The organism is Nostoc punctiforme PCC 73102, from assembly GCF_000020025.1.
GTDB lineage: Bacteria > Cyanobacteriota > Cyanobacteriia > Cyanobacteriales > Nostocaceae > Nostoc > Nostoc punctiforme.
The window spans coordinates 1649952-1672877 of the sequence record NC_010628.1; the positions used below are offsets into that span (position 1 = coordinate 1649952).

The window sequence follows — 22926 nt, forward strand, 5'->3', positions numbered from 1 at the left end:
CAACCCGTGACATAGGAGAGATGGGGGAGATGGGGGAGCAGAGGGAGCAGGGGGAGAATTATTTAACAAGTTTTTTCCCCTATGCCCCATGCCCAATGCCCCATTCCCAATTCCCAATTCCCTACTTAACTTCTGTAATTTTGAGAGTGTAAGGAAGATATTTACCTTGTTTGTAGGAACCAACCCAAACTTGGTAACTTCCAGCCAGCCATTCACCAACAATGCCGGCATTTTTGCCATCAAAATCGTCATTACACCAAGTACCACCTGGCCCCTTGATAATTATGGTGGTGTCTTCAGGACTTTGGACTTGCAACTTTAGGTAGTCGAATTTACCTGTTAACGCTAATGTGTGGTCTGGTGTTTCATCAACAAATCCAGTACAAGGGCCAGTGGCTGTTTCAGTTCTCCCACCTACTTTACTCCCAGATATTGAACCACCACTCATCCCGCGAACTGTCAGGGGGTCTGGCGAAAACTGGGGACTAATAGTTACATCTCCAAATATCGTTGGCGCTTCCTGAGCATCAGTCACAGCGTTAACTGTCGATGTGATGAAGAGCGTAACTATCATCAACGATAATCTCATCCCTCTATTGAGCGCTTTTGTTGGCATTGTAATTACGTTCGCTTCTAAGTGGTTTTGAAGACATGAATTTTACACACCAAGTTCCCAATGTGGGGAGAATTGACTACCTATTTTAGATTTGAAATTGGGGATAATTCATTAGTAATTAGTCAATGATTTGTTGTTCTTATAGTTGCTCTACCTTATGAATAGGGGCACACGTTTGTGCGCCCCTAAAATCTAAAATATTTCTAAAATCTGGAAGTAATTGCTAATTAGCTTCTGTTATTGCCCGGCTCAAACGCGATTTGTCTAAACCAATCTGATTTAGTAGTAACCAAGATTGAATGAGGTCGGGGCCATGAACATCTCCAGTTAAGGCTGCTCGGAGCGATCGCATTACTAAGCCTTTTTTGACTTTTTGCTCTTTCACCACTTGTTTGATAATGTCCTGGGCGGCGGCTTCCGACAGTTGCGGCTGATTTTCTAAAGCTGTGACAATCGCCTCAAGAACAGCAGTAGAACCTTCTTGTTTCAGTTGTGTACTGCCTTCTTCGCTAAATTCAACTGTATCGCTAAAAAACAGTTGGCTTTGAGGTACTGCATCTACTAAACGAGTCAAACTTTGGCTAATTAAAGTTACAAGCTGTTCTAACCAGGCGCGATCTCTTCCACCATCAAATTTATACCCAGCCGCTTCCCAAAAGGGTATGAGTAAATCTGTGAGTTTATCTACTGGCGTATTGTGGATATACTGACTGTTCAACCAATCTAGCTTGTCCCAGTCAAACTTTGCACCTGCTTTATTTACACGCTCAAAGCCAAACTCTTTAGCTGCTGTTTCTAAAGTAAATATTTCTTGCGTCGAGTCTGGTGGCGACCAACCCAGCAATGTCATGTAATTTACCAAGCCTTCAGCAGTAAAGCCCATTTTCTGAAATTCAGAAATGGAAGTGACACCATCCCGCTTAGAAAGCTTGCGCCCTTCCATGTTCAAAATTAATGGCGTATGGGAGAACTCTGGAATTTTTGCACCCATTGCTTCATACAGCAGAATTTGCTTGGCGGTATTGGCGATGTGGTCTTCTCCGCGAATGACATGAGTGATTTGCATATCAATGTCATCCACTACAACGACAAAATTGTATAGTGGTTGACCGCTACCCTCTTCTGAGGCGCGGGCGATGACCATATCACCACCTAAATCGCTACCTCGCCAAGACATTTTTCCCCTTACTAGGTCGTTCCAGACAATTTCCCGCCCATCTTCGATTTTGAAGCGAATCACATAAGAACGACCTTCTGCTTCATAAGCGGCACGTTGTTCTGGTGTTAGGTTGCGGTGACGGTTGTCATAGCGGGGAGCTTCGCCTCTAGCTTTCTGAGCTTCTCTTAGCGCTTCTAATTCTTCGCTGGTGGTGTAGCAGCGATAGGCTAATCCTTGATCTAGCAGTTTTTGTACTGCTTCTTTATAAAGATCCAGGCGCTGAGATTGAAAAAACGGCCCTTCATCCCAGTTCAGTCCTAGCCAGCGCAATCCTTCAAGAATATTGTCGGTGTATTCGGGACGCGATCGCTCTAGGTCTGTATCTTCTATTCGCAATATAAATTTCCCGCCGTGGTGACGGGCAAATAACCAGTTAAATACAGCCGTTCTAGCTGTACCAATATGTAAATTTCCGGTTGGACTCGGCGCAATACGGACTCTGACAGTCACAGTTAATTCTCTCTTTCGCAAAGCATGATAAATGTAGCTTATATTCAAACCCCCAATTCTGGGTCAATCCTTTTGGGGAATTCCAAATCAAAAATCACCGAACTTCGGTGATTCATTACTTATAAATTTAGAACGGGACTGACGGGGCTCGAACCCGCAACTTCCGCCGTGACAGGGCGGTGCTCTAACCAATTGAACTACAGTCCCTTGTTTGGTCAACTTTGCTATTATCACTATTTTTTTTCTGCTTGTCAAGCATTTTGGAATGGGAAATTAGAAATTATTTTTGTCCCGTCTCTTGAAGGTGCGAATTTATCGTTAAATAGACCTTGATAATACAACCTGGGGCTTAGATTCTAAATGCTGCAATATCCGGGATTGCATTTGTTTATACTGCTGTTTTAATAGCTGTTTGCTGACTTGGGGTTGAGAAGCTGGTGGTAGGCTATGAGTTTGTTGCACCCAGGTTTTCAGGATTTGTCGCTGAGTTGGCTCGATGCGACTGCTAAGGACGTTGGTGCAGGAATGTGGTGCTTCCAGAGTAAAGAAAATCAAAGGATAGTGTTCATTTTCAGCCAGGAAACCTAGCATCTTCAGATTTTGGGGATTTTGCATATCTAAGTAGCACGGTAGCCACTTAGGAGCCAATTGCCGATCGTAGAGTACAGTTACCCACAACAGCATTGGGTGAGGGGATGTGATGAAGATAAACTGGTTGTAACGGGTAGAAAGAGCATAGTTTTTGATTTCTTGTTTAGGCAACATCAACCATAGTGCGGTCATAGATTCTTGTGCAGTATCTATAAGCTGGGGAAAAACAATTTCTTGAATTGGTTTATTTTGAGGCCACAAAAGTTTTCGGCAGCTTTTTTCTACTGCAATTGGTAATCCAGAATCTAGGGGACGGCTAAGGATGGGATTAGAGGATATTGTTGGTAAACTGGTAGAATTAGATTGTTCTAAGCCAAAAGTGTTGAATGTTAAGAAAAATCCGATAAAAACAGCCCAAAATATGTTAAATTTTGGGCGGAAGATTAAAGTATATCTATTTAATAGTGATTATAAATTCATTTCCCAAGATTGTCAAAGATATCTTGAGAGGACTGCCAAAAAACGATTATCCAGTATTGAACAGTCGTCTGTTCTTTGAGTGCTGGTTATCTTATGCTATGGATAACAGCTTAACAAGTATGCGAGATTTATTTAACAGATTAAACAACACAGGATTTCCGGTAGATATTTCTACTTTCTCTAAAGCAAACTTACATCGAAGTCAAAAACCTTTTCAAGAAATTTACCAAAAATTAAATGAATTAGTACAGAAGAAAGTTCAAAAAAAGTTACATGATAAATATGCAATTTGTCCAATAGATTCAACAATTATTACTCTCACAAGTAAATTGTTATGGGTACTAGGACACCATCAAGTAAAACTTTTCAGTTCTCTAAATTTAGCTACTGGAAGTCCATCAGATAACTTCATAAACTTTGGACATGACCATGACTATAAATTTGGTTGTAAAATGATGTCTAGTCTACCAAATAATGCTGTTGGTGTAATGGATAGAGGTTTTGCTGGATTAAAATTTATCCAAGAATTAGTCCAAGAAAACAAATACTTTGTTTTGCGGGTAAAAAACAATTGGAAGTTAGAATTTGAGGAGCAAACTGGATTAATTAAAGTTGGTGCATCTAATGATGCTCAAGCCTATAGAGTGATTAATTTTTGTGATTTAGAAACGAAAACTGAGTTTCGATTAGTAACCAATTTACCAACATTAGGAGAGGCTGCCGTTAGTGATTATGAAATCAGGGATATTTATCGATTGCGTTGGGGAGTTGAATTGTTGTGGAAGTTTTTGAAAATGCACTTAAAACTTGACAAGTTAATTACTAAAAATGTTAATGGTATCACCATACAAATTTACGTTACTTTAATAGCTTATCTAATTTTACAGATATTATCTGTACCACAACAATGGGGACATACGCTATTAGATAAATTCCGCTATTTACAATCTTGTATGTGTCAGAAAATAAGTTATGTTCATTGGTTTGAAGAGATGATGTCATGTTGACTATTTTAGGCTTTTTAGAGTTAGTGTAACTAGATATGTAAACTTTTGTATCAGCATTCAACATTTCTGGTTCTAAGCTATTTAACACTTGTAAAATTTGAGCGATATTTTGGGGGCGATCGCAAGATTTTTTTGCCAGACAAGACATGATTAAATTATTTAGCTTCTGAGGAATTTTCAGAGTTGGTTTAACATCTGCGATCGTTTTGGGTTCTTCAAAGTGATGTGCTTTATACCAAGCACCAAAGTAATCAGTTTCTGGTTCCCAAGGTTTTTTGCCTGTGAGCATTTCAAACATCATCACACCCAGGCTATAAATATCAGAGCGACTGTCTAACTTCTCTCCATCTAGCTGTTCTGGAGAACAATAGGGTAAAGTGCCATTAAATCCCCTGCTTGTACTAGCTGTTGATGCATAATTTAAAAATCTAGCAATCCCAAAATCGAGGATTTTAACTAACTGACCTAATATCGGATCGGGAATAACTAATATATTGGCAGGCTTAATATCTCTATGAACCAACGGACAAATTTTACCGTCAATATTAATGCCTTGATGGGCACACTGTAAGCCCAAACAAATTTGGCGGGAAAGAGTCAAAAACATCGACAATGATAGCGGAATTAAGTCTTTTAAACTCTTACCACATAGATATTCCATAACGTAATATGGTTTTCCTTTCTCATTCACGCCATAATCATACGCCCGCACTATGTGTAAGCTCTTTTGACTCAAAGCTGCACTCATTAAAGCTTCACGAGCAAAGTCTTGTTGCATCTTGCTATCGACAACAGTCTGAGTTAAAAACTTGATAGCAACTGGTATACCTCCTAACAAAATATCATTTGCTAAGAAAACTTCACCCATGCCACCGCTACCAATTAATTGCTTCAGTTGGTAACGATTGGCAAGTAAGCCCGTACTACTTGGAGATGTAAATGGGCTTTTATTCACTTTATTCACCTCTGCTGCTGAGTCTATTTAAAGTTAATAATACACACATAAGAATATAATTAAGTAATGGTAGCAAGCATTTTAATCACGCACTTTTAAGAACGCGATAAAAGTTTAAAAAACATCTCCAAGAATTTATCCATCCAAGTTTTTAACCCTTCTTTCTCAGCTTTATGATCTGCCGCTAACTTTTGCAAAATGTCTAATTTTAGTTTTTCATACTCTGTTTTTAGAAGATTTTTAGCTTGATTAGACAAAATTAATTCATTTGTACGTTGGCTTATATCTAACCAGTCTACAAGTTGCTGACGCTGATTCGCTGTGAGACTTAAGGTTGTTACATGAGAGCAACGGTTTGGCTCTTCTAGGGGAAAAAATAGTAGATGATAGTAGCCTACCTCTGCTAAACTACGCGCTATATTCTGCCCTTTATTATCTTTCAAATCTAGAAAATAAGGTAGCCACTTAGTCATAGAAGGCTGGGCATCGTATAAGACTGTTACCCACAACAGCATCGGATATACATTAATTTTACTAATAAATTCAGTGCTGTGTACTTTATTCAAAAATTTTGCAATCTCTTGTTTGGGCAACATTGCCCAAAAAGTTGGTATAGGTCTTTGAGGAGTTTGTAATAAATGGGGAAAACCAATTGGTGCAATTGGTTTGTTCTTAGGCCAATTTTTCTGCAAACACTCTTGTTCTGACAAGAAAGTGGCAGGTACTAATTTAACTGGAAGTGAGACTTTAAGAATGTCACTGCTATTGTTAAGAAGAACATCATTAATCTGGCTATTAACTTTTTCTAAATCTTCTAATATTTGGTTTATATTTTGTGGGCGATCGCTTACTTCTTTCGCTAAACAACTCATCAACAGTTTTTCTAATACCTGCGGTACTTTAACTTGCGGATTAACTTCTTCAAGTGTAGGTGGCATTTGAAAGCGATGCGCTTGATACCAAGTACCAAAAGAGTTACTTTTTGTCTGAAATGGATGTTTTCCTGTTAGCATCTCAAACATTAATACTCCCAAACTGTAAATATCAGAGCGCACATCTAGCAATTTGCGCCCTTCCATGTGTTCTGGAGAACAGTAAGGTAAACTGCCAATAAAAGAATCTGTCAGGGTCATCCCACTTCGTTCTGTTAAAAATTTGGCGATGCCAAAATCGAGTATTTTAACAATTTCTCTTTCTTTACTATCTTCACTAAGGAATATATTTTCGGGTTTTATATCTCTATGAACAATGGGATAAATCTCTCCTTTGAGGCTGATACCTTGATGGGCACATTGTAAGCCTAAACAAATTTGATTACAAATCTCCAAAAATTTTGATATTGTTAAAGGCTGAATTTTGAGAATTTGTTTGAGATTTTTTCCTTGGAGGTATTCCATTACATAGTAGGGGGTTTTATCCTCAGTAACGCCATAACTTAAGATGCGGACAATATGTTTACTTTTACGACCCAATTGAGCGCCAATAAAAATCTCTCTGGCAAAGCGTTGGGACATTTGCTGATTCGCCAAACTGAGTGATAAAATTTTGATTGCGATCGGCATACCACCTTTAGCAGTATCTTCTGCTAAATAAACTCTCCCCATCCCCCCTTTGCCGATCAAATCTCTGATTAAATAGCGATTATTTAAAAATTGTCCGATATAATCGTCTAATTCTGCTTTTTGCCCTACCATATTCTCAATTTTTTTTTGTGGCATAAAAATCATTTATGAAAAATACTTTTGGCAAATTAGTTTAATCAGTCTAGTTAAGTACTAAATTTAAATCTAAAAATATCAGAATTTGTCGAAAATTAATAATATACTGCCATTATGGTTAATCTGCCTGCAAAATTTCTTAAACATTATGTAACATATTTATTAAGGAATACGGTTGAGAAATTACACGTAAACTACGAATAGGCTAGATAAAGTTACCTAGTAGATTCCGTGAATACACAGGAATAAGCAGAAATAAATAAATAGCAGTAAAGGGGGGATGCTTGTGTCTCATTAACGATTGAGATTCGGCAGTAAACGACGTAATAATCTGATCAGTGGTGTTTCAATTTTCATTTTAAAGGCTAGTATCTGAGTACGTTGTAGTGAGTTAAAATTGTTATCACTCACAAGAATTAATGATTGTTGACCATCGGGTAGTTTAGGGCCAAGAGTTAAGCCTTCGATGTTGTCTAGTAGTACATCTAGGGTTTTCAAATCTAACAGTAGTTTTTTCTGAATTGGTTTAATATTTTTAAAGTCAATTGCTAAAAGACTATCTATGTGATGAATATCATCAGCTTGTTCTAAAGAAACCTGAAATAGGGAAATAGCAAATCCTAAACCAGTAAAAGACCTTTCTAAACTTAGGAAGTGCCCTTGATTATCAAGAGCAAGTAAATCAGGTAATCCACTAGCAAATTTGCCAGTCAGATTCAAAAAGGGTGAAACTGGTTCTGTCTGGTAAAGAAACTCCTTTTCTGGCTGGCCGTTGAGTAAGTTGTATTGCAAAATTCGGCAAGGACTACCAATGTTAGGTTTAGCGGCAACACCATCTTGAATGAGAGCATTTTCGGTGGCTGTAAATAGATTCTTTTTATCAGGTGTGATGGTGAGGCTTTCAAAAGCCAAATTGTTACGGATACCTTGTTTACCAGTTTTATCTGGCAAAAATTTATTTGGGATGGAAAGTGTTGTAATTTCTTTACCAAAAGATAGTGAAAATTCTTTAATAAAAGGATTAATTAGTTTTGTAGAATCGCCTTCGGAAGAAATAAATACAGTTGATTTATTAGTTAATGCAATACCTTCTGTATCAGTTTCACTGGGGCGAAATGTTTGATCGTTTTCATTTAATAATGTGGTAACATCTACAGGAATAACTCCGCTCTTTTTTAAAGAACCCTTGCTTAAATCTATTTTCAGAGTGTAGAAGCGGGCAGCAGCTTTTTGTCCACGATCATCAGAGATAGCATAATAAAGGTTGTTTTTTGCATTATATGTAATTCCAGATAAACCTCCAACTTCGGTTTTTTTAAAGATTAAACCTTTCGGTAAAGTAGCTTCACCGATAAACTCTATATTACTAACTTCAACAGCACTTGATGGTAAGTTTGTGAATAAAAAGCTGATAATTATAATCGAGATAAATAAGTAAATAATTCGTGGCATTACGAAGGTTTTCTTAATTAGCTGCATAGAGTTTTTTGCTAGGATGTAAAATTACAAATAAGATATCACGCTAAAGAATATAGCGCTACATATTTGTGCGCTGCTAAAAATAAGGTATATTTCAACAAATTGAAAACCTTTATAAAATACGAAATCACTTAAGCTAGTCGCAAACCATATTCGTCCTGAAAAAAGTTTACAAGCCAGTCTTTTACTCTGTGGGTAGCGCGGCAATCATCTTCGTTGTAGCTTTGGATAATTTCTAGTAAGGTGCGATCGCCTGTTTCTAGCCACTGATCGTACCAGTAAATACATTTGGCACCACTTGCTTCTTTTTCCCGCCACTCAAATCCTAACCAACGCGCGATCGCTTTGAGGGCATAACTTTCTACAGGTAATGCTACACTTTGGGTTAATTGTTCATACACATCCACAAATCGGTTCAGTACAGGGCGCACTGAGGCGTAGGGAGTGTTGTAAAGCTTTGCTAGCCGTTTGACTGTATCAAACTCGTAGACACAAAAATGATAAATTGGTGCTTCGGGATATTGCCAAACTAAATCCAAAAATTGCTGCCAAACTAATTCTTCGTCTTCTGGTTTATCTGCTAAAAACGAATAAAACTGTTCTGTGTTGGCAAGTCTATCAACGACCAAAACCCCCAAAAGATAATTTAAATCTAAGTCTGGCTGTGCCTCAATATCAAAGTAAAGCTCTATGGGTGCTGTGAATGTAATATCTTCTATTGGTAGCGGGTAGGGTAAAACTAGGGGTCGTTTTTCCAATGCAGATTGAGCTTGCACTACTAGCTTGGGTGCTACTTTTGGGTCGAAACCAACTAGATTTTCTAAGGTGCTGGGACTGGTATTAGCAAGAGATTCTAGTGTGGTGATAGCTACGTCTTGGAGTTGAGTGTAGCGAAGAGGTGTTACGCCTGGTAATAGTGAGAGATGTTTTTCAGATTGAGCAACAGCATAACATTGACTATACCAATGGCAAAAATTGCACTTTTGCCGAGAAATAAACACTTCTGGCGGATTCGGTAACTCTAAAACTTCAATAAACTCCTCCAGAATTTGCTGCATTCGTGGAATCCATTTGAACAAATCTACGGCATAATTGCTGTTTTTCGTTCGCAATATCAGCAAAGCTGTTTCTGGTACAACTCCCTGCACTGTTGACAACACTTGAGTATGAAATGCAGCGACAACTTGATATTCTTGCTTAGGGCGCTTACCCAATTCAATACTAGCTGGGACATACATCCAATCTCCAAAACGAGACTGTCCTGGCTGTTTGACGAGTAAATTTGGGCGACTCAGCAAGGTATATTCGTCAGAATAATTTGCTAGCAGTACTCCTTTATAAATATACTCAACGCCACGCTCCATCAATTCTAAAGTTGCCTTCTCTGCTTTTTCCCAGTTTCCATAAGAATAATCTGGTTGGTGGTAAGTCATCTGTGCCAAAGCACTTAGCTGATGAGCGATTTTGTCCTGTTGCAGCTTCCGCAGCAACTCATTGGGTGCATCGCGCTGACTTTTGTCACCGTGGATATCTAGAAAAGTTCGGCGTTTACAACGTTGGTATTGGAGTAGGAGTTCAGCATTAATTAGCATTCTTTTAAGTTAACAAGAATTAGTATTATGTGGGAGTAACTTAGACAACTAAAGTTTGCAAGTGGCGATACCTTCTCTGCGTTCGTGCAGAGTGTCGTAGACAGACGCTGCGCGTAGCTTACGGTAGGCTACGCCAACGCCTCTAAACCTGATTAGCCGTTTATTCTATACAGTCAACAGCTAAGTGTTTGCGTTTCTTTTGGGTGATAGATAAGGGAGAATAACAAAATCAAGTTTTATCCATCATTACAAGGGTATATGACAGAACAACATAGCCATACCTCATCTGTAAGCGTGTCACACTCTGGAGACGCGGTAAGAATCCTTACTTTATCCATGAATTTGAGCATTCAATCTTTGTGATTGGCGATCGTCAATTTCATTGTGGATACTCCCTAATTCTTCTAAAAAAACATATTAGAGAGTTGTATGAACTTCCTCCACCTATCCAGTCTGCCTTATTTCAAGAGGTGATGCTGGCAGGACAAGCGATCGTTAACGCTTTAATTAGAGAACTCCTCAAACAGTGCAGAATTTAAGAAAAAAAGTCAGAAAGCATTTATCGTTATTGATTACAAGATAAGATTTGGCTGCGATCGCTTAAATTAATCTCATCCCTATTTTTACCATTGCTACTAAGTATCAATAGCCTGTAAACAAAAGATATCCCTTAGAAATTATGACTAGTCTTTCTGTCACCCAAACCAAGCTGCATAGCCATCGAGAGCAATTTCCCGCTTTAGCCAATAAGACTTATTTCAATTATGGGGGACAAGGGCCAATGCCCCAAAGGGCAATGGATGCTATGACCGAAACTCAGGCTTATGTTCAGCAAATAGGGCCCTTTGGTAATGAGGCGTATCGCTGGATAGCGCCGCAGACTCAAGCCGCTAGAGTTGCGATCGCTTCTGAGTTAAATGCACCAAGCGAAACAATTAGCCTTACCCAGAATGTCACAGTTGGCTGTAATATCGCTATGTGGGGCATTGACTGGCATTCTGGCGACCACATACTGCTCTCAGACTGCGAACATCCAGGCGTGATTGCCACCACACAAGAAATCGCACGGAGATTCGCGGTAGAAGTTACCACCTGTCCTCTGAAGGCGACTTTAAATGAGGGCGACCCTGTAAAAGTTATTGCCCAGCACTTACGTCCTAATACCCGTCTTGTAATCTTAAGTCATGTTTTCTGGAATACTGGTCAAGTTTTACCCCTTAAGAAAATTGCCGAAGTATGCAGAAATAATCATTCTTTCCTGTTGATAGATGCTGCCCAATCTGCTGGTTTATTACCTTTAAACTTGACAGAATTGGGTGTAGATTTTTATGCTTTCACTGGTCACAAATGGCTATGTGGCCCTGCGGGTGCTGGTGGTTTGTATGTTCGCCCAGAAGCACGAGAAAGCCTGAAGCCTACCTTTATTGGCTTGAATGGCATTGTTGTAGATAGTCAATCTCAGCCTGTGGACTGGCTTCCCGATGGGCGACGGTATGAAGTGTCTACATTAGCTTATCCGTTGTATGTTGGGTTAAAGGAAGCGATCGCAATTCATCAGCAATGGGGAACTTCACAGGAACGTTACGAGCAAATTTACCAAAACAGTGGGTATCTTTGGCAGCGCTTAGTGGCGTTACCCGATGTTAAATGTTTGCGAACATCCCCACCTGAAAGCGGTATAGTCTCATTCCAACTTGCAAATAATCAGCCCCAAGCTCATCTCAAGTTAGTACAATTTCTAGACTCACAAAACATATTAACTCGGACAATTGCCGATCCTAGTTGTATACGTGCCACCATCCATTACCTGACTTTAGAATCAGAAATCGACCAATTAGTTGAGGCTATTCAAAGTTTTTGCAAAATTAGTTAAAAATTAGGAGTTATGAGTTTAGGACTTACGCAAAATATCTCTCCAACTCTTATTTCTCCGTGTCCTCTGCGCCTCTGTGGTTAGTTATTCCGTAACTCTTGCCTAAGTCCTAGAGTTATCAGTCTAGTAATTACGATTTTAAGTTCTAACTCCTAATACCAATTCTTTGTGAGGCTACACCAAATTTCCTTTCTTCCTTTGTGTCCTACCCTGCGGGAAGCCATTTCTCTACGAGATGCTCCGCGAACGTGTCTATGCGTCCTTTGCGGTTCGTTGCTCATATAATTTGACGCAGCTTCATACAGAATTCGTATAACTTCTACCTCCTACCTTTTAAATGGAACGCCCAATCTTATACTTAGCCATCACTAACCACGGCTTTGGACATGCTACACGCATGGCTTCCGTCGCTGCAACAATTCAAAAATTATGTCCAGAAATTTTGCTAATTATTGTTACTACTGCCCCGCGCTGGTTGCTAGAGTGCTATATAGAAGGCGATTTCATCTATCGTCCCCGTGCATTTGATTTGGGTGTGGTGCAAACCGATAGTTTGACAATGGATAAAGTAGGGACTTTAGAAAAATTGCTGGATATTAAGAAACATCAAAATTCGCTGATTGCCTCAGAAGTGAATTTTATCCGCCAAAATCGCGTTCATCTCATTTTGGCAGATATTCCCTTCCTGACTCCTGGGTTTGCCAAAGGTGCAAATATCCCTTGCTGGATGATGAGTAACTTTGGCTGGGACTTTATCTACCGAGATTGGGGAGGGGAATTTACAGCAGTTGCAGATTGGATTAGTGATTGGTACTCAAAGTGCGATCGCTTATTTCGTCTTCCCTTCCACGAACCGATGCAGGCTTTTCACAATATTACAGATGTCGGCCTAACAGGTGGTTCCCCCCGTTACTCTACTGATGATTTACGTTCTCTTTGGGGAATAACTGCACCTGTTGAAAAAACCATTTTATTAACCTTTGGCGGCTTGGGTTTGCAGCAAATTCCCTACAATAACCTGCGGCGATTCCCAGATTGGCAATTTATCGTCTTCGATCGATCTGCACCTGATTTACCTAATTTAGTGAAAATTAATGACCGTAAATACCGCCCAGTAGATTTTATGCCTATTTGTAGGCGAGTCGTCTCTAAACCTGGCTACAGTACTTTTGCTGAAGCTACACTCTTGGGAGTACCTATTGTTACTATTCCCCGTGAGGACTTTGCCGAAGCAACTTTTCTACTAGAAGGTATAACAAATTATAACCAGCATCAAATCATCACCCCATCTGAGTTTTTTCAAGGGACTTGGGATTTTCTGTATCAGTTACCCGAACTACCAAAGCGATCCCAGCTAATTGCTAAGGATGGTAATGAAGCGATCGCTCATGCTATTATCACCTATTTTCGCAGTCATTAAACTTTACTTAACTTATAGTGGCGAACAGACTGCTACCTAAGATTGCTCATAAATATCTTAAAAAACACAGGTCAAGAAAGAGACAGTGGGGGACAGGGCAAGGTAGACAGTGCGTTGCGGTGAATTTGCTATAGGAGCGTTTTCCACTATAGGTAACTAATATTAGCACAGCGTTTTTGCTAGCAGGTAGGAGGTTCCCTCCGTTGTAGCAACTGCCTTCACGGGTAACTTCTTCTCCATACCCTATACCTGAAAACTCTTCTTACAAGGGGATGAAGTTTTTCATAGGCTAAGTTTATCATTTATCAAACGCAATCAACTTTTGTAAATTTCCAAAAAATTGAACAAATTGATCGGTGGCAATATTCGTTGTTTGTTTGACAAAGTTAGCACAACCGTAATCATTATCCCACAATGGGAATGGACGAAATGGCAGGTTGTCGCAGACTTATTTTAATTATGCTGAAGAGTGATAATATATCTTTTGTTGTCAGTTAGTTATTATATTAATTTGTCTCAATGAGCAGTGTGCCAAAGCACATTTTTACTGTGATCGAGGACACATACTTACAAATTACTACAACCATATTATCTTCCCTGTAGGGATAAATGCCGGACTAAGATTTGATGAGTAAAAAGTTTGGAAAATAAAAGCTTGGCTGGACTAATATCTAAGTCTCAGTATGCTTTCAAAATTTAAGTCACATTCCTATATGAGAGGTAAATATTAGAAACTCACAATAGTCTAATAATCACAACTTGATATCAGTTTAACAACTTGATATTCAGTTTAACAACTTGACATCATCAATATAGAGAACTTACTTTCACTAGCTCGGAAAGAAAAGTTAGAGTGATGAATAAGTTCAATATTATCCTCTAATTTAGCAAGAAAGGCCGCTATGCAAAGAACAGGAGGCTCAGTTATGAGACAGCCCTCAGCATAGTTGCTACGGCCAATTATGAGCAAAAGTTTAAGCCCCACTCCAAATCAGAGATTTGGGGAACCAGCACTGCAAGAAACGTTCCTTCTGTGGGCGCGATATCATGTCTAGTTTAATACTTGTCATGGAAAACGAAGTCAAGCAATCTCTAATGTAATTGCTGCCTTCTGGAGTTATTTGCTCTACTTAAGGTCTCCCCAAGTAGAACAACTGTCGTCCTGTTATTATTCACACCAGGTAAATATTTACTAGGTGGTATTTCATTTTGTGTTTCACCTTTTTATAAACGGCAACTTCCTTAATGCACATTAAATAAAACTAGCAAATTCTATTAACTAAAGATCCATAAAAACTTGAAAATTGAAACACTTTTACTCAGATGAACTTATTTATTTTTCCTTTGCACTCGTTAGCACAAAAGCTTGGCAACACACTCCTGATCCAATTACTAAATCTGAGAAATAGGCATTTTTTCTTTTGCGATCTTATTTTATTTTCAATCACACCTTTATTAGCTCTGACTCTACGTTTGGATGACGCTCTCACCCTCAATACATACATATTAGAGTTAGTAATTGCAACAATACTGTTTTCAGTAGTCAAATTAACTTTATTGTGTAGTTTTAGTTTTTATAGCCGTTACTGGCGCTACGCCAGTATTGAGGATCTTATACATATAACAATGCTGTTCTTGTTTGCGGTCATCATTCAAGAGTTTTTATTTTATGTGTTACATACCATACTTCATTTCTCTATAGAAAAACTGCCAAAATCGTTACCATTGATTGATGGTTTGCTTTCCTTGGCTTTGATTGGTGGGCTGCGTTTCAGCGTTAGGGCAGTGGAAATAACTAGCCATAAACAAACAGTCTTGAATTCACAGGAGCGGGTATTAATAGTTGGTGCTGGTAGCGCAGGCGTTTCGTTAGTACAAGAAATGCAGATAAATCCGCAGTTAGGTTTTTATCCTGTAGCCTTCATTGACGATGATCCACAAAAATTAAATGTAAACATTCGTGGTATTCCTGTACTAGGCGATCGCAACTATATAACTGACGTAGTGAAATATCAGCAAATCCACAAAGTCATAATTGCAATGCCAAGTGTTGCAGGACAAGTAATTCGGGAAATTGTTGATATTTGCAAAGCAAATGGAATTCAGACTAGCACTCTCCCAGGAATACACGAAATCCTGAATGGCCCCGTGCGAATAGACAGCATTCGCGATGTACGTATCGAAGACTTGCTCAGACGCGAACCTGTACAGACGGATATTGAAGTAGTTGCCCAATTTATTGAAGGTAAGAAAGTATTAATTACAGGTGCAGGTGGATCGATTGGTAGCGAACTTTGCCGTCAAATTTGCCAGTGCCGCCCAGCAGAAATTATGCTATTGGGACACGGAGAAAACTCAGTATTTAATATCCAACAAGAGCTAGAAAAAATTGTGGAAGCCATGAAAGAGAATGGCGAAGCACAAAAATATACTCCTTACATATCGAGTTTAATTGCTGATATTCGTTTCGAGGAACGACTAAATCATGTTTTTGAGCAATTCCAGCCTCATGTAATTTTTCATGCTGCTGCCCACAAGCACGTCCCCTTGATGGAATTAAATTCCCCAGAAGCCATTACCAACAATGTGATTGGGACAAAAAATTTGTTGGAAATGGCTCTGCGATATGATGTTCTACATTTTGTGATGATTTCCACAGATAAAGCAGTTAATCCTACCAATGTGATGGGAGCCAGCAAGAGAGTTGCAGAAATGTTAGTGTTACAAGCTGCAAGACAAAGTGGTAAGCCTTATGTTGCCGTGCGTTTTGGCAATGTTTTAGGAAGCCGAGGTAGCGTAGTTCCCACCTTCAAAAAACAAATTGCAGCAGGTGGCCCAGTCAGAGTTACCCATCCTGATATCTGCCGTTATTTCATGACCATTCCAGAGGCAGTGCAACTTGTTTTACAAGCCGCAGTACTTGGTCGTAGTGGTGAAGTTTTAATGATGAATATGGGTAAGCCTGTAAAAATAGTTGACTTAGCTAAGGAACTCATTCGTCTTTCAGGATATGAAGTTAACAAAGACATTGAGATTATATTTACAGGCTTGCGACCAGGGGAAAAATTATTTGAAGAATTATTTATTGAAGGAGAAGAATATGAACGTACTCAACATGAAAAACTATTAATAGTAAAAAATTCTAGTCGTACTGTGCCAAAAAATCTGGATTTCGTTGTAGAGTCTTTGCATCGAGCAGCATATAAGAACGATACAAATTCAATTATATTTTTGCTTGAGCAGCTAATACCCGAATATAAACCTAAAAATTTAACTAGTGAAATCAATAACTTAGAGAGTAATAAAAATCTATCTAATTATCTCTCGAAAAAATTGTCATTGAAATAGGTTTATTAACCCAAGTAATTGTTGGATTTATGATATGAAAAGTTGGCAATTGCATAACTTACTTGATTACTGGAAAAAACTCACCAGTGGCTCTGTCAATCGCCAAATTTTGGGTGCAGCGATTACGGTCGCCTTCGGCACAGCATTAGTGAAAGTAGTGGCTGTGGTAAGAGAAATCATCATTGCCTGGAAATTTGGCACGGGAGACGAACTGGATGCATTTTTAATTGCTTTGCTAGTTCCAGAATTTATTATCAATGTCGTAGCTGGTTCTTTTAATGCTGCTTTGATTCCCACCTATATTAGAGTACGAGAAGAAGAGGGAGCAAAAGCAGCACAAAGACTTTTTTCAGGAGCTACAGTTTGGAGTCTAGGACTCTTAGGGATTACTACCATATTAATAGTGGCATCTGCACCACTATATTTGCCACATCTGGCATCAGGATTCAGTGCTGAAAAAGTAAATCTGACCTTTAAACTGCTTTGTGTAATTTCGCCAATTGTGATGTTGACTGGAATTGTCACAATCTGGAGTGCTGTTTTGAATGCAGGAGAGCGTTTTGCTTTAACAGCCCTCAGTCCAGTCATGACTCCAGTTATTACTATCATTTTACTTTTCCTGGGAGGGAAGTTTTGGGGCGTATTCGCTTTAGCAGTAGGATTGGTTGGCGGTGCAGTTCTAGAAATAACTCTCTTGGGAATTGCACTACGCCGACAAAGGGTTTTTCTGCTTCCAAGATGGTATGGATTTGACAATAACTTACGTCAAGTAGCAAATCAGTATGCTCCAATGATTGCTGGAGGCTTTTTAATGTGCAGTACAGGAATAGTCGATCAAGCAATGGCGGCAACATTGTTACCCGGAAGTGTAGCAGCACTCAACTATGGTAATCGTTTAAGTGCATTCCCAATCACTTTAATGACTCAAGCATTAAGTACTGCAGTAATTCCTTATTTTTCCACAATGGTAGCCCGTGAAGATTGGGTAGGAGTGCGTCATACATTGAAGCACTATATGAAGTCTATATTTGCAGTCACTTTACCAATAGCATTACTGATAATTCTATTTTCTGGGACTATAGTACAAATACTTTTTCAGAGAGGCTTATTTACGGCAAACGATACTCAACTGGTAGCTACTATACAAGCTTTTAATGCTTTGCAGATACCTTTACGTGGCCCAGGTATTTTGGTAGTCCGCTTCATATCAGCAACACGATCTAATCAAATTTTGATGTGGGGATCTGGCTTTAACCTGATGATCAATATTGCCTTAGACTATCTATTCATCCAGTGGCTAGGGGTTGCGGGTATTGCCTTATCAACATCCTGTGTTTATATGTTTTCTTTCTTCTTCTTACTATTTTTTGCAATTAAGAAAATTAATCAAAAATCTATAATACCAAATGGTTAAAAATGATGAATCACAAATATTCACAAAAATGCGACTAACACTTGTCATCCCCTCACTTTATTCAGGTGGTGCAGAACGAGTTTTATCAATCATAGCCAATTACTGGGCTAGCAAAGGATGGAAAGTCACTTTGTTGACTTTTTGTGGAAATCAGCCTCCGTTTTATGATCTCGATTCCAGAATTAGTTATATTCCTTTACATATAGCGCGAGATTCTTCTAATCTGATAGCAGCAGTCAAGAATAACTTGTACCGAATTTTTAAACTACGGCTTGCTATTACTGCTAGTAATCCAGACATTGTGATTAGCTTTATGAGTGAAGCAAATGTGACTACCTTGCTAGCAACTAGAGGTTTAAATGTGCCAGTCTTAGTCTCAGAGCGAAATAACCCTAAAATTCGTCTTACTAAAAGCTCCATTTGGGTGAAACTTCGTCAATTGACTTATCCATTCGCACAACGAGTTATTGTTCAAACTCAAAGAGCATTGAATTATTTTCCATCCAGTTTAAAAAATCGTATTTGTGTTATTCCTAATCCGGTATTATTACCACCTAATAAACCATGCAAACCCCAAGAATTATTTAACAAATTACCTGGGCAAAAATTGCTGATTGCTGTAGGAAGACTTGAATCGCAAAAAGGGTTTGACCTGTTACTACAAGCTTTCGCTAATTTGAAAGATGATTTTTCTGAATGGCAGTTGGTTATCTTAGGAGAAGGAATTTTACATTTAGATTTGACAGAGTTGTGTCATCAGTTACAACTCAATGGTCGCGTTTATTTTCTCGGAAGAGTAAAGAATATTTATGAATTTCTCCAAGAAGCTGATATTTACGTGATGTCCTCAAGATTTGAAGGCTTTCCAAATGCACTATGTGAGGCAATGGCTTCTGGACTACCAGTTATCTCTACAGATTGTCCTAATGGGCCTAGAGAGATCATTCGTGATGGTATCGATGGTTTATTAGTACCTAATGAGGATGTTTTAGCATTAACATCGGCGATAAAGCTTCTAATGTCTGATGAAGAAAAGCGAAAAAATCTAGCAACTAATGCATCAGAGATTGCTGAACGTTTTAGCATAGATAAAATTATGGAAATGTGGGAATTTGTTGTTAAAGATGTTGTTGAATCATGATTTTCAGACAATTTCTTTTTTCTAGCTACTTGGAGTAATTATATTGAAATTTTAGATTAAGCATAATTTAAAGAAAAAATCTGATTAAAAAATTATCAACTATGAGAAAAAAAATTGTATTTATTATTCGCGATCTTGGGTATGGTGGCGCTCAAAGACAATTAATTACCCTAGTAAAAAATCTTGATAAGCAAATTTTTAATACTACCGTTATTTTCTTCTATGCAAACGGATCTTTACAGAAGGATTTAGAAAATAACAATATCCAAACTATATGTCTAGAAAAACGAGGACGTTGGGATATATTTGGATTTTTATGGCGACTTATGGGACATTTAAAACGAATACAACCTGATTCATTGCATGGATATCTGAGTGAATCTAATTTACTCACTATCTTCTTAAAACCTTTTTTCCTTTCAACTTCTATAATTTGGGGAATTCGTGATTCTAATATTAGCCTTGATAGCTATGATTGGTTAGACCGTTTAATCTTTGAGATTGAATGTTTGCTTTCTCGTTTTGTAGACCTGATTATTGTCAATTCTCACGCAGGTCAAGCCTATCATCTGTCTCATGGGTTTCCTGCCAAGAAAATGGTAGTTATTCCTAATGGCATTGATACTGAACGTTTTCAGCCTAATTCAGAAGCTGGTTTACGGGTGCGAACAGAATGGAGAATTTCAAAAGATACAATTTTGATTGGTTTGATAGGACGCTTAGATCCTATGAAGGATCATCCTACTTTTCTTAAAGCGGTGGCATTGTTGTGTAAAGAGAGAGAAAATGTTTGTTTTGTTTGTGTCGGTATAGGAACACACGAATATGCACAAGAACTGTATCAATTAGCCGAAGAATTAGAAGTTGCTGAAAAAGTTATCTGGGCAGGTGGGCGTGCTGATATGCCTGACATTTATAATGCCTTAGATATCACTTGTTCATCTTCAAGCTACGGAGAAGGATTTTCTAATGTAATTGGAGAAGCAATGGCTTGTGGAGTGCCATGTGTCGTTACCGACGTAGGTGATTCAGCCTGGATTATTGATGACACAGGTATAGTTGTACCACCGAATAATCCAGAAGCATTGAAAGCGGGAATTACAAGTTTAATCAATATTATTAGTAGTAAAAGTTACTCTAGCTGCCACATTCGACAGCGTATAATCTCACATTTTTCCGTATTAAATTTGAGCCTAAAAACGCAAAATAGTCTTTTATCTATAAATGTCTTATGATTAAAGTCTCCAATAAAAAGACTAATTTTCTAATTTATTATCAATGCTGGTTAGCTGTAGTAGCTGTCTTGATATTTTTTACCAATCTAGATGTTTATTGGCAAACAGCAGGAATCCTTCCCTTAGAACCTTTACATTGGATTATCCTTCTTATTGGGGCTTCAACACCGATAATTTTTTCGTTTTCTTCTAGGAAAAAGTTTTTGTCAAAAAACTTAATTAGATGGTGTGTTGGCTATTTTGTAATTTCGTTATTTTATTTTTGGCTATTTTCATCAACTACAGAAGCATTCCAAGAACTAAGAACTAGAATATTATCTATAATTTTCTTATTGTTGACATTAATCATATTTTCTAAATATTCTATTGTTCAAGCTTTCACACGTTATGCAATTATAATTGCTGGTTTATTAGCTACAACTGTTAATATATATGAGTTTTTTAATCCTTTAATATTTAGTGCAGTGAATGAGACAGGACGTGCAGCAGGGTTTTACATAAATCCTAATACATCTGGTTGTGCGCTGGTTCTCAGTTTAATTTTTGGTGTGGATTTATTACAGCCTAAATATCGAACTCCTTTTGCTTTACTAATTGGTCTTGGTGTTTTTCTCACATTCTCACGCGGTTCGCTTCTTGGTTGGATTATAGTAATGATAATTTTTATTAATGCGTATGTAATCCCTCGTAAACAATTATTTGCATGGTTTGCAGGATTAGTAATGATGATTACTATTGTGGGAATAACTGGAAATTTAGTTAACTTAGATAGTCTCCAAGATATGGGCTTGATAAATGATAATGTCCTGGGAAGATTGCAAGAATTTGGTTCTCCTTCTAGCACTGATGACGATGCGGCCCTGGCTCGAATCGAGGTCGTAAAAATTGCTTGGCAGATGTTTAGCGAACATCCGTTCATTGGTAATGGCATTGCTTCTACTCGTGGTTTAAGTGTTGGGGGATTAGCTACACATGATATATCTACACACAATATGTATTTATATTTTATGGCTGATCATGGAGTGATAGGCGCTTTTATTTATCCGTTATTAATTTATGCAGCAACGTGTCCATACCAGAAAAATAATAAATATATTAGTTTGGCATTTGTGGCTTTTTGTCTTATTTGGGGTTTTTTCAGTCATAACATTGTGGAACAGCGCTTTCAATTAATGACTTTTTCACTAATGGCTACTATGAATCAGAGTAATCAAAGACTTAACTATAAATCATGAAAATTCTTTATATTATTACTGGATTGCCAACTGGCGGTGCAGAAATGATGCTCTACAAGCTGCTTTCTCAGATAAACCAGGAGCGGTTTGAACCAATTGTAGTTTCTTTGATGGATCGTGGTACATTGGGCGATCGCATTGAGGCATTAGGTATCCCAGTTCACACCATTGGTATGAATCGAGGAGGCATTCCTATGCCAGTTGACGTTTGGCGCTTGGTTCATCTGGTCGATCGACTTCAACCAGATATAATTCAAGGCTGGATGTATCATGGCAATTTAGCCGCGCAATTTGCCAGCTTTTTAAATGGTAATAAAATTCCTATTGTGTGGAGTATTCATTATTCTATTGATTCTTTAGAATCGGACAAAAAAATGACTGTGGCCATTATTAAATTTAGTGCTTATATTTCTCGCTTACCTAAACAGGTATTGTTCGTTTCTCAAAATAGTAAGTTACAGCATGAAGCTTTAGGATATTCTAGTAAGAATAGTTGTATAATCCCGAATGGGTTTGATACAATATCATTTTCTCCTTCATTAACAGAGCGAGTTGATGTTCGTTCAGAGTTGAGTTTACCTCATGAATCTTTATTAATTGGGTTGATATGCCGTTATCACCCGATGAAAGATCATGCAAATTTTATTCAAGCAGCTGCACTTTTCTTGAAAGAGCATCCTAATATTAACTTCTTGATGATTGGTCAAGGAGTTGATCGAGATAATCCAACCCTAAACAAATTAATTAAAGAATTAGGTATTGGCGATCGCATATCTCTATTAGGAGAGCGAAAAGATATTCCTCGCTTGATAACAAGTCTTGATATTTTTACTTCTGCCTCCGCTTATGGTGAAGCATTTCCTTTAGTTATAGGAGAAGCAATGTCTTGCGGTATTCCCTGTGTAGTCACAGATGTTGGTGATTCGGGTTGGATTGTAGGTAATACAGGAAAGGTGATTCCGCCACGGAATCCCCAGATGTTAGCGGATGCCTGGAAAGAGTTAATTGCTTTAGGTGAAGAGGGTAGAAACATTTTGGGCAAAGCCGCACGAGCCAGGATTACTGAAGATTTTGCTTTAAATTCTGTTGTAGCTAAATATGAGTTAGTGTATGAAAAAATATTGTCTAATATGTCTACTTAAAAAAATCTAAT

General features: G+C 38.2%; 16 protein-coding genes, 1 tRNA gene and 1 pseudogene. 10 read left to right on the top strand and 8 right to left on the bottom strand.

The annotated features are described in order from the left end of the window. Nucleotides 1-121: 121 nt before the first annotated feature. The 4 genes from NPUN_RS06895 to NPUN_RS06910 form a co-directional block, all read right to left on the bottom strand. Entirely contained in the window at nucleotides 122-616 is a 495-nt protein-coding gene (locus NPUN_RS06895) for a hypothetical protein (protein WP_012408088.1), read from the bottom strand. Nucleotides 617-839: 223 nt separating this feature from the next. Then, nucleotides 840-2285: a glutamate--tRNA ligase gene (gltX, locus tag NPUN_RS06900; RefSeq protein WP_041565245.1), complete on the bottom strand. Its 1446-nt coding sequence runs from the start codon at nucleotides 2283-2285 to the stop codon at nucleotides 840-842. Between the two features lie 133 nt (nucleotides 2286-2418). Next, nucleotides 2419-2492 (bottom strand) — tRNA-Asp (locus tag NPUN_RS06905). Between the two features lie 111 nt (nucleotides 2493-2603). After that, complete coding sequence (locus NPUN_RS06910; protein WP_052304557.1) at nucleotides 2604-3137, bottom strand: hypothetical protein; 534 nt, start codon at nucleotides 3135-3137, stop codon at nucleotides 2604-2606. 203 nt (nucleotides 3138-3340) lie between these two features. Between NPUN_RS06910 and NPUN_RS06920 the strand changes: the two genes are divergently transcribed. Continuing rightward, complete coding sequence (locus tag NPUN_RS06920; RefSeq protein ID WP_012408090.1) at nucleotides 3341-4363, top strand: IS4 family transposase; 1023 nt, start codon at nucleotides 3341-3343, stop codon at nucleotides 4361-4363. A gap of 70 nt (nucleotides 4364-4433) precedes the next feature. On the opposite strand, the pseudogene NPUN_RS06925 reads toward NPUN_RS06920, so the two are convergent. The 4 genes and pseudogenes from NPUN_RS06925 to NPUN_RS06940 form a co-directional block, all read right to left on the bottom strand. Continuing rightward, nucleotides 4434-5318: pseudogene (locus NPUN_RS06925) on the bottom strand (serine/threonine protein kinase); the annotation flags it as partial. Between the two features lie 95 nt (nucleotides 5319-5413). Beyond that, entirely contained in the window at nucleotides 5414-7036 is a 1623-nt protein-coding gene (locus NPUN_RS06930) for a serine/threonine protein kinase (RefSeq protein ID WP_234711057.1), read from the bottom strand. Nucleotides 7037-7330: 294 nt separating this feature from the next. Continuing rightward, entirely contained in the window at nucleotides 7331-8515 is a 1185-nt protein-coding gene (locus tag NPUN_RS06935; protein ID WP_012408092.1) for an esterase-like activity of phytase family protein, read from the bottom strand. 131 nt (nucleotides 8516-8646) lie between these two features. After that, nucleotides 8647-10107: a TM0106 family RecB-like putative nuclease gene (locus NPUN_RS06940; RefSeq protein WP_012408093.1), complete on the bottom strand. Its 1461-nt coding sequence runs from the start codon at nucleotides 10105-10107 to the stop codon at nucleotides 8647-8649. Between the two features lie 359 nt (nucleotides 10108-10466). Between NPUN_RS06940 and NPUN_RS40425 the strand changes: the two genes are divergently transcribed. The 9 genes from NPUN_RS40425 (at nucleotide 10467) to NPUN_RS06980 (ending at nucleotide 22915) form a co-directional block, all read left to right on the top strand. After that, nucleotides 10467-10646 (top strand): hypothetical protein, encoded by a 180-nt coding sequence (locus NPUN_RS40425; RefSeq protein ID WP_148220261.1) that lies wholly within the window; start codon nucleotides 10467-10469, stop codon nucleotides 10644-10646. Nucleotides 10647-10786: 140 nt separating this feature from the next. Continuing rightward, entirely contained in the window at nucleotides 10787-11980 is a 1194-nt protein-coding gene (locus NPUN_RS06945) for an aminotransferase class V-fold PLP-dependent enzyme (RefSeq protein WP_012408094.1), read from the top strand. 337 nt (nucleotides 11981-12317) lie between these two features. Beyond that, nucleotides 12318-13400, top strand: coding sequence for a glycosyltransferase family protein (locus NPUN_RS06950; RefSeq protein WP_012408095.1), 1083 nt, complete (start codon nucleotides 12318-12320; stop codon nucleotides 13398-13400). Nucleotides 13401-14723: 1323 nt separating this feature from the next. Continuing rightward, a complete protein-coding gene (locus NPUN_RS06955) occupies nucleotides 14724-16748 on the top strand; it encodes a polysaccharide biosynthesis protein (protein WP_012408096.1) in 2025 nt (674 codons plus the stop codon). 34 nt (nucleotides 16749-16782) lie between these two features. After that, entirely contained in the window at nucleotides 16783-18162 is a 1380-nt protein-coding gene (gene murJ / locus NPUN_RS06960) for a murein biosynthesis integral membrane protein MurJ (RefSeq protein WP_012408097.1), read from the top strand. 28 nt (nucleotides 18163-18190) lie between these two features. Continuing rightward, nucleotides 18191-19303 (top strand): glycosyltransferase family 4 protein, encoded by a 1113-nt coding sequence (locus NPUN_RS06965; protein ID WP_041565963.1) that lies wholly within the window; start codon nucleotides 18191-18193, stop codon nucleotides 19301-19303. A 101-nt stretch (nucleotides 19304-19404) separates the two neighbouring features. Beyond that, complete coding sequence (locus NPUN_RS06970; protein WP_012408099.1) at nucleotides 19405-20538, top strand: glycosyltransferase; 1134 nt, start codon at nucleotides 19405-19407, stop codon at nucleotides 20536-20538. Continuing rightward, on the top strand, nucleotides 20535-21773 hold the full coding sequence (locus NPUN_RS06975) for an O-antigen ligase family protein (protein WP_012408100.1): 1239 nt from the start codon (nucleotides 20535-20537) through the stop codon (nucleotides 21771-21773). The genes NPUN_RS06970 and NPUN_RS06975 overlap by 4 nt, the downstream gene beginning before the upstream one ends. Next, nucleotides 21770-22915, top strand: a complete 1146-nt coding sequence (locus NPUN_RS06980; RefSeq protein ID WP_012408101.1) for a glycosyltransferase family 4 protein — start codon at nucleotides 21770-21772, stop codon at nucleotides 22913-22915. Before NPUN_RS06975 ends, NPUN_RS06980 begins: the two co-directional genes overlap by 4 nt. Nucleotides 22916-22926: the final 11 nt, after the last annotated feature.

Excerpts from the sequence above, each read along its gene's own strand:
- NPUN_RS06895 (WP_012408088.1), bottom strand. The coding sequence starts at position 616 with ATGCCAACAAAAGCGCTCAATAGAGGGATGAGATTATCGTTGATGATA.
- NPUN_RS06930 (WP_234711057.1), bottom strand. The coding sequence starts at position 7,036 with ATGCCACAAAAAAAAATTGAGAATATGGTAGGGCAAAAAGCAGAATTA.
- NPUN_RS06935 (WP_012408092.1), bottom strand. The coding sequence starts at position 8,515 with ATGCAGCTAATTAAGAAAACCTTCGTAATGCCACGAATTATTTACTTA.
- NPUN_RS06940 (WP_012408093.1), bottom strand. The coding sequence starts at position 10,107 with ATGCTAATTAATGCTGAACTCCTACTCCAATACCAACGTTGTAAACGC.
- NPUN_RS06945 (WP_012408094.1), top strand. The coding sequence starts at position 10,787 with ATGACTAGTCTTTCTGTCACCCAAACCAAGCTGCATAGCCATCGAGAG.
- NPUN_RS06950 (WP_012408095.1), top strand. The coding sequence starts at position 12,318 with ATGGAACGCCCAATCTTATACTTAGCCATCACTAACCACGGCTTTGGA.
- NPUN_RS06955 (WP_012408096.1), top strand. The coding sequence starts at position 14,724 with ATGAACTTATTTATTTTTCCTTTGCACTCGTTAGCACAAAAGCTTGGC.
- murJ (WP_012408097.1), top strand. The coding sequence starts at position 16,783 with ATGAAAAGTTGGCAATTGCATAACTTACTTGATTACTGGAAAAAACTC.
- NPUN_RS06965 (WP_041565963.1), top strand. The coding sequence starts at position 18,191 with ATGCGACTAACACTTGTCATCCCCTCACTTTATTCAGGTGGTGCAGAA.
- NPUN_RS06970 (WP_012408099.1), top strand. The coding sequence starts at position 19,405 with ATGAGAAAAAAAATTGTATTTATTATTCGCGATCTTGGGTATGGTGGC.
- NPUN_RS06975 (WP_012408100.1), top strand. The coding sequence starts at position 20,535 with ATGATTAAAGTCTCCAATAAAAAGACTAATTTTCTAATTTATTATCAA.
- NPUN_RS06980 (WP_012408101.1), top strand. The coding sequence starts at position 21,770 with ATGAAAATTCTTTATATTATTACTGGATTGCCAACTGGCGGTGCAGAA.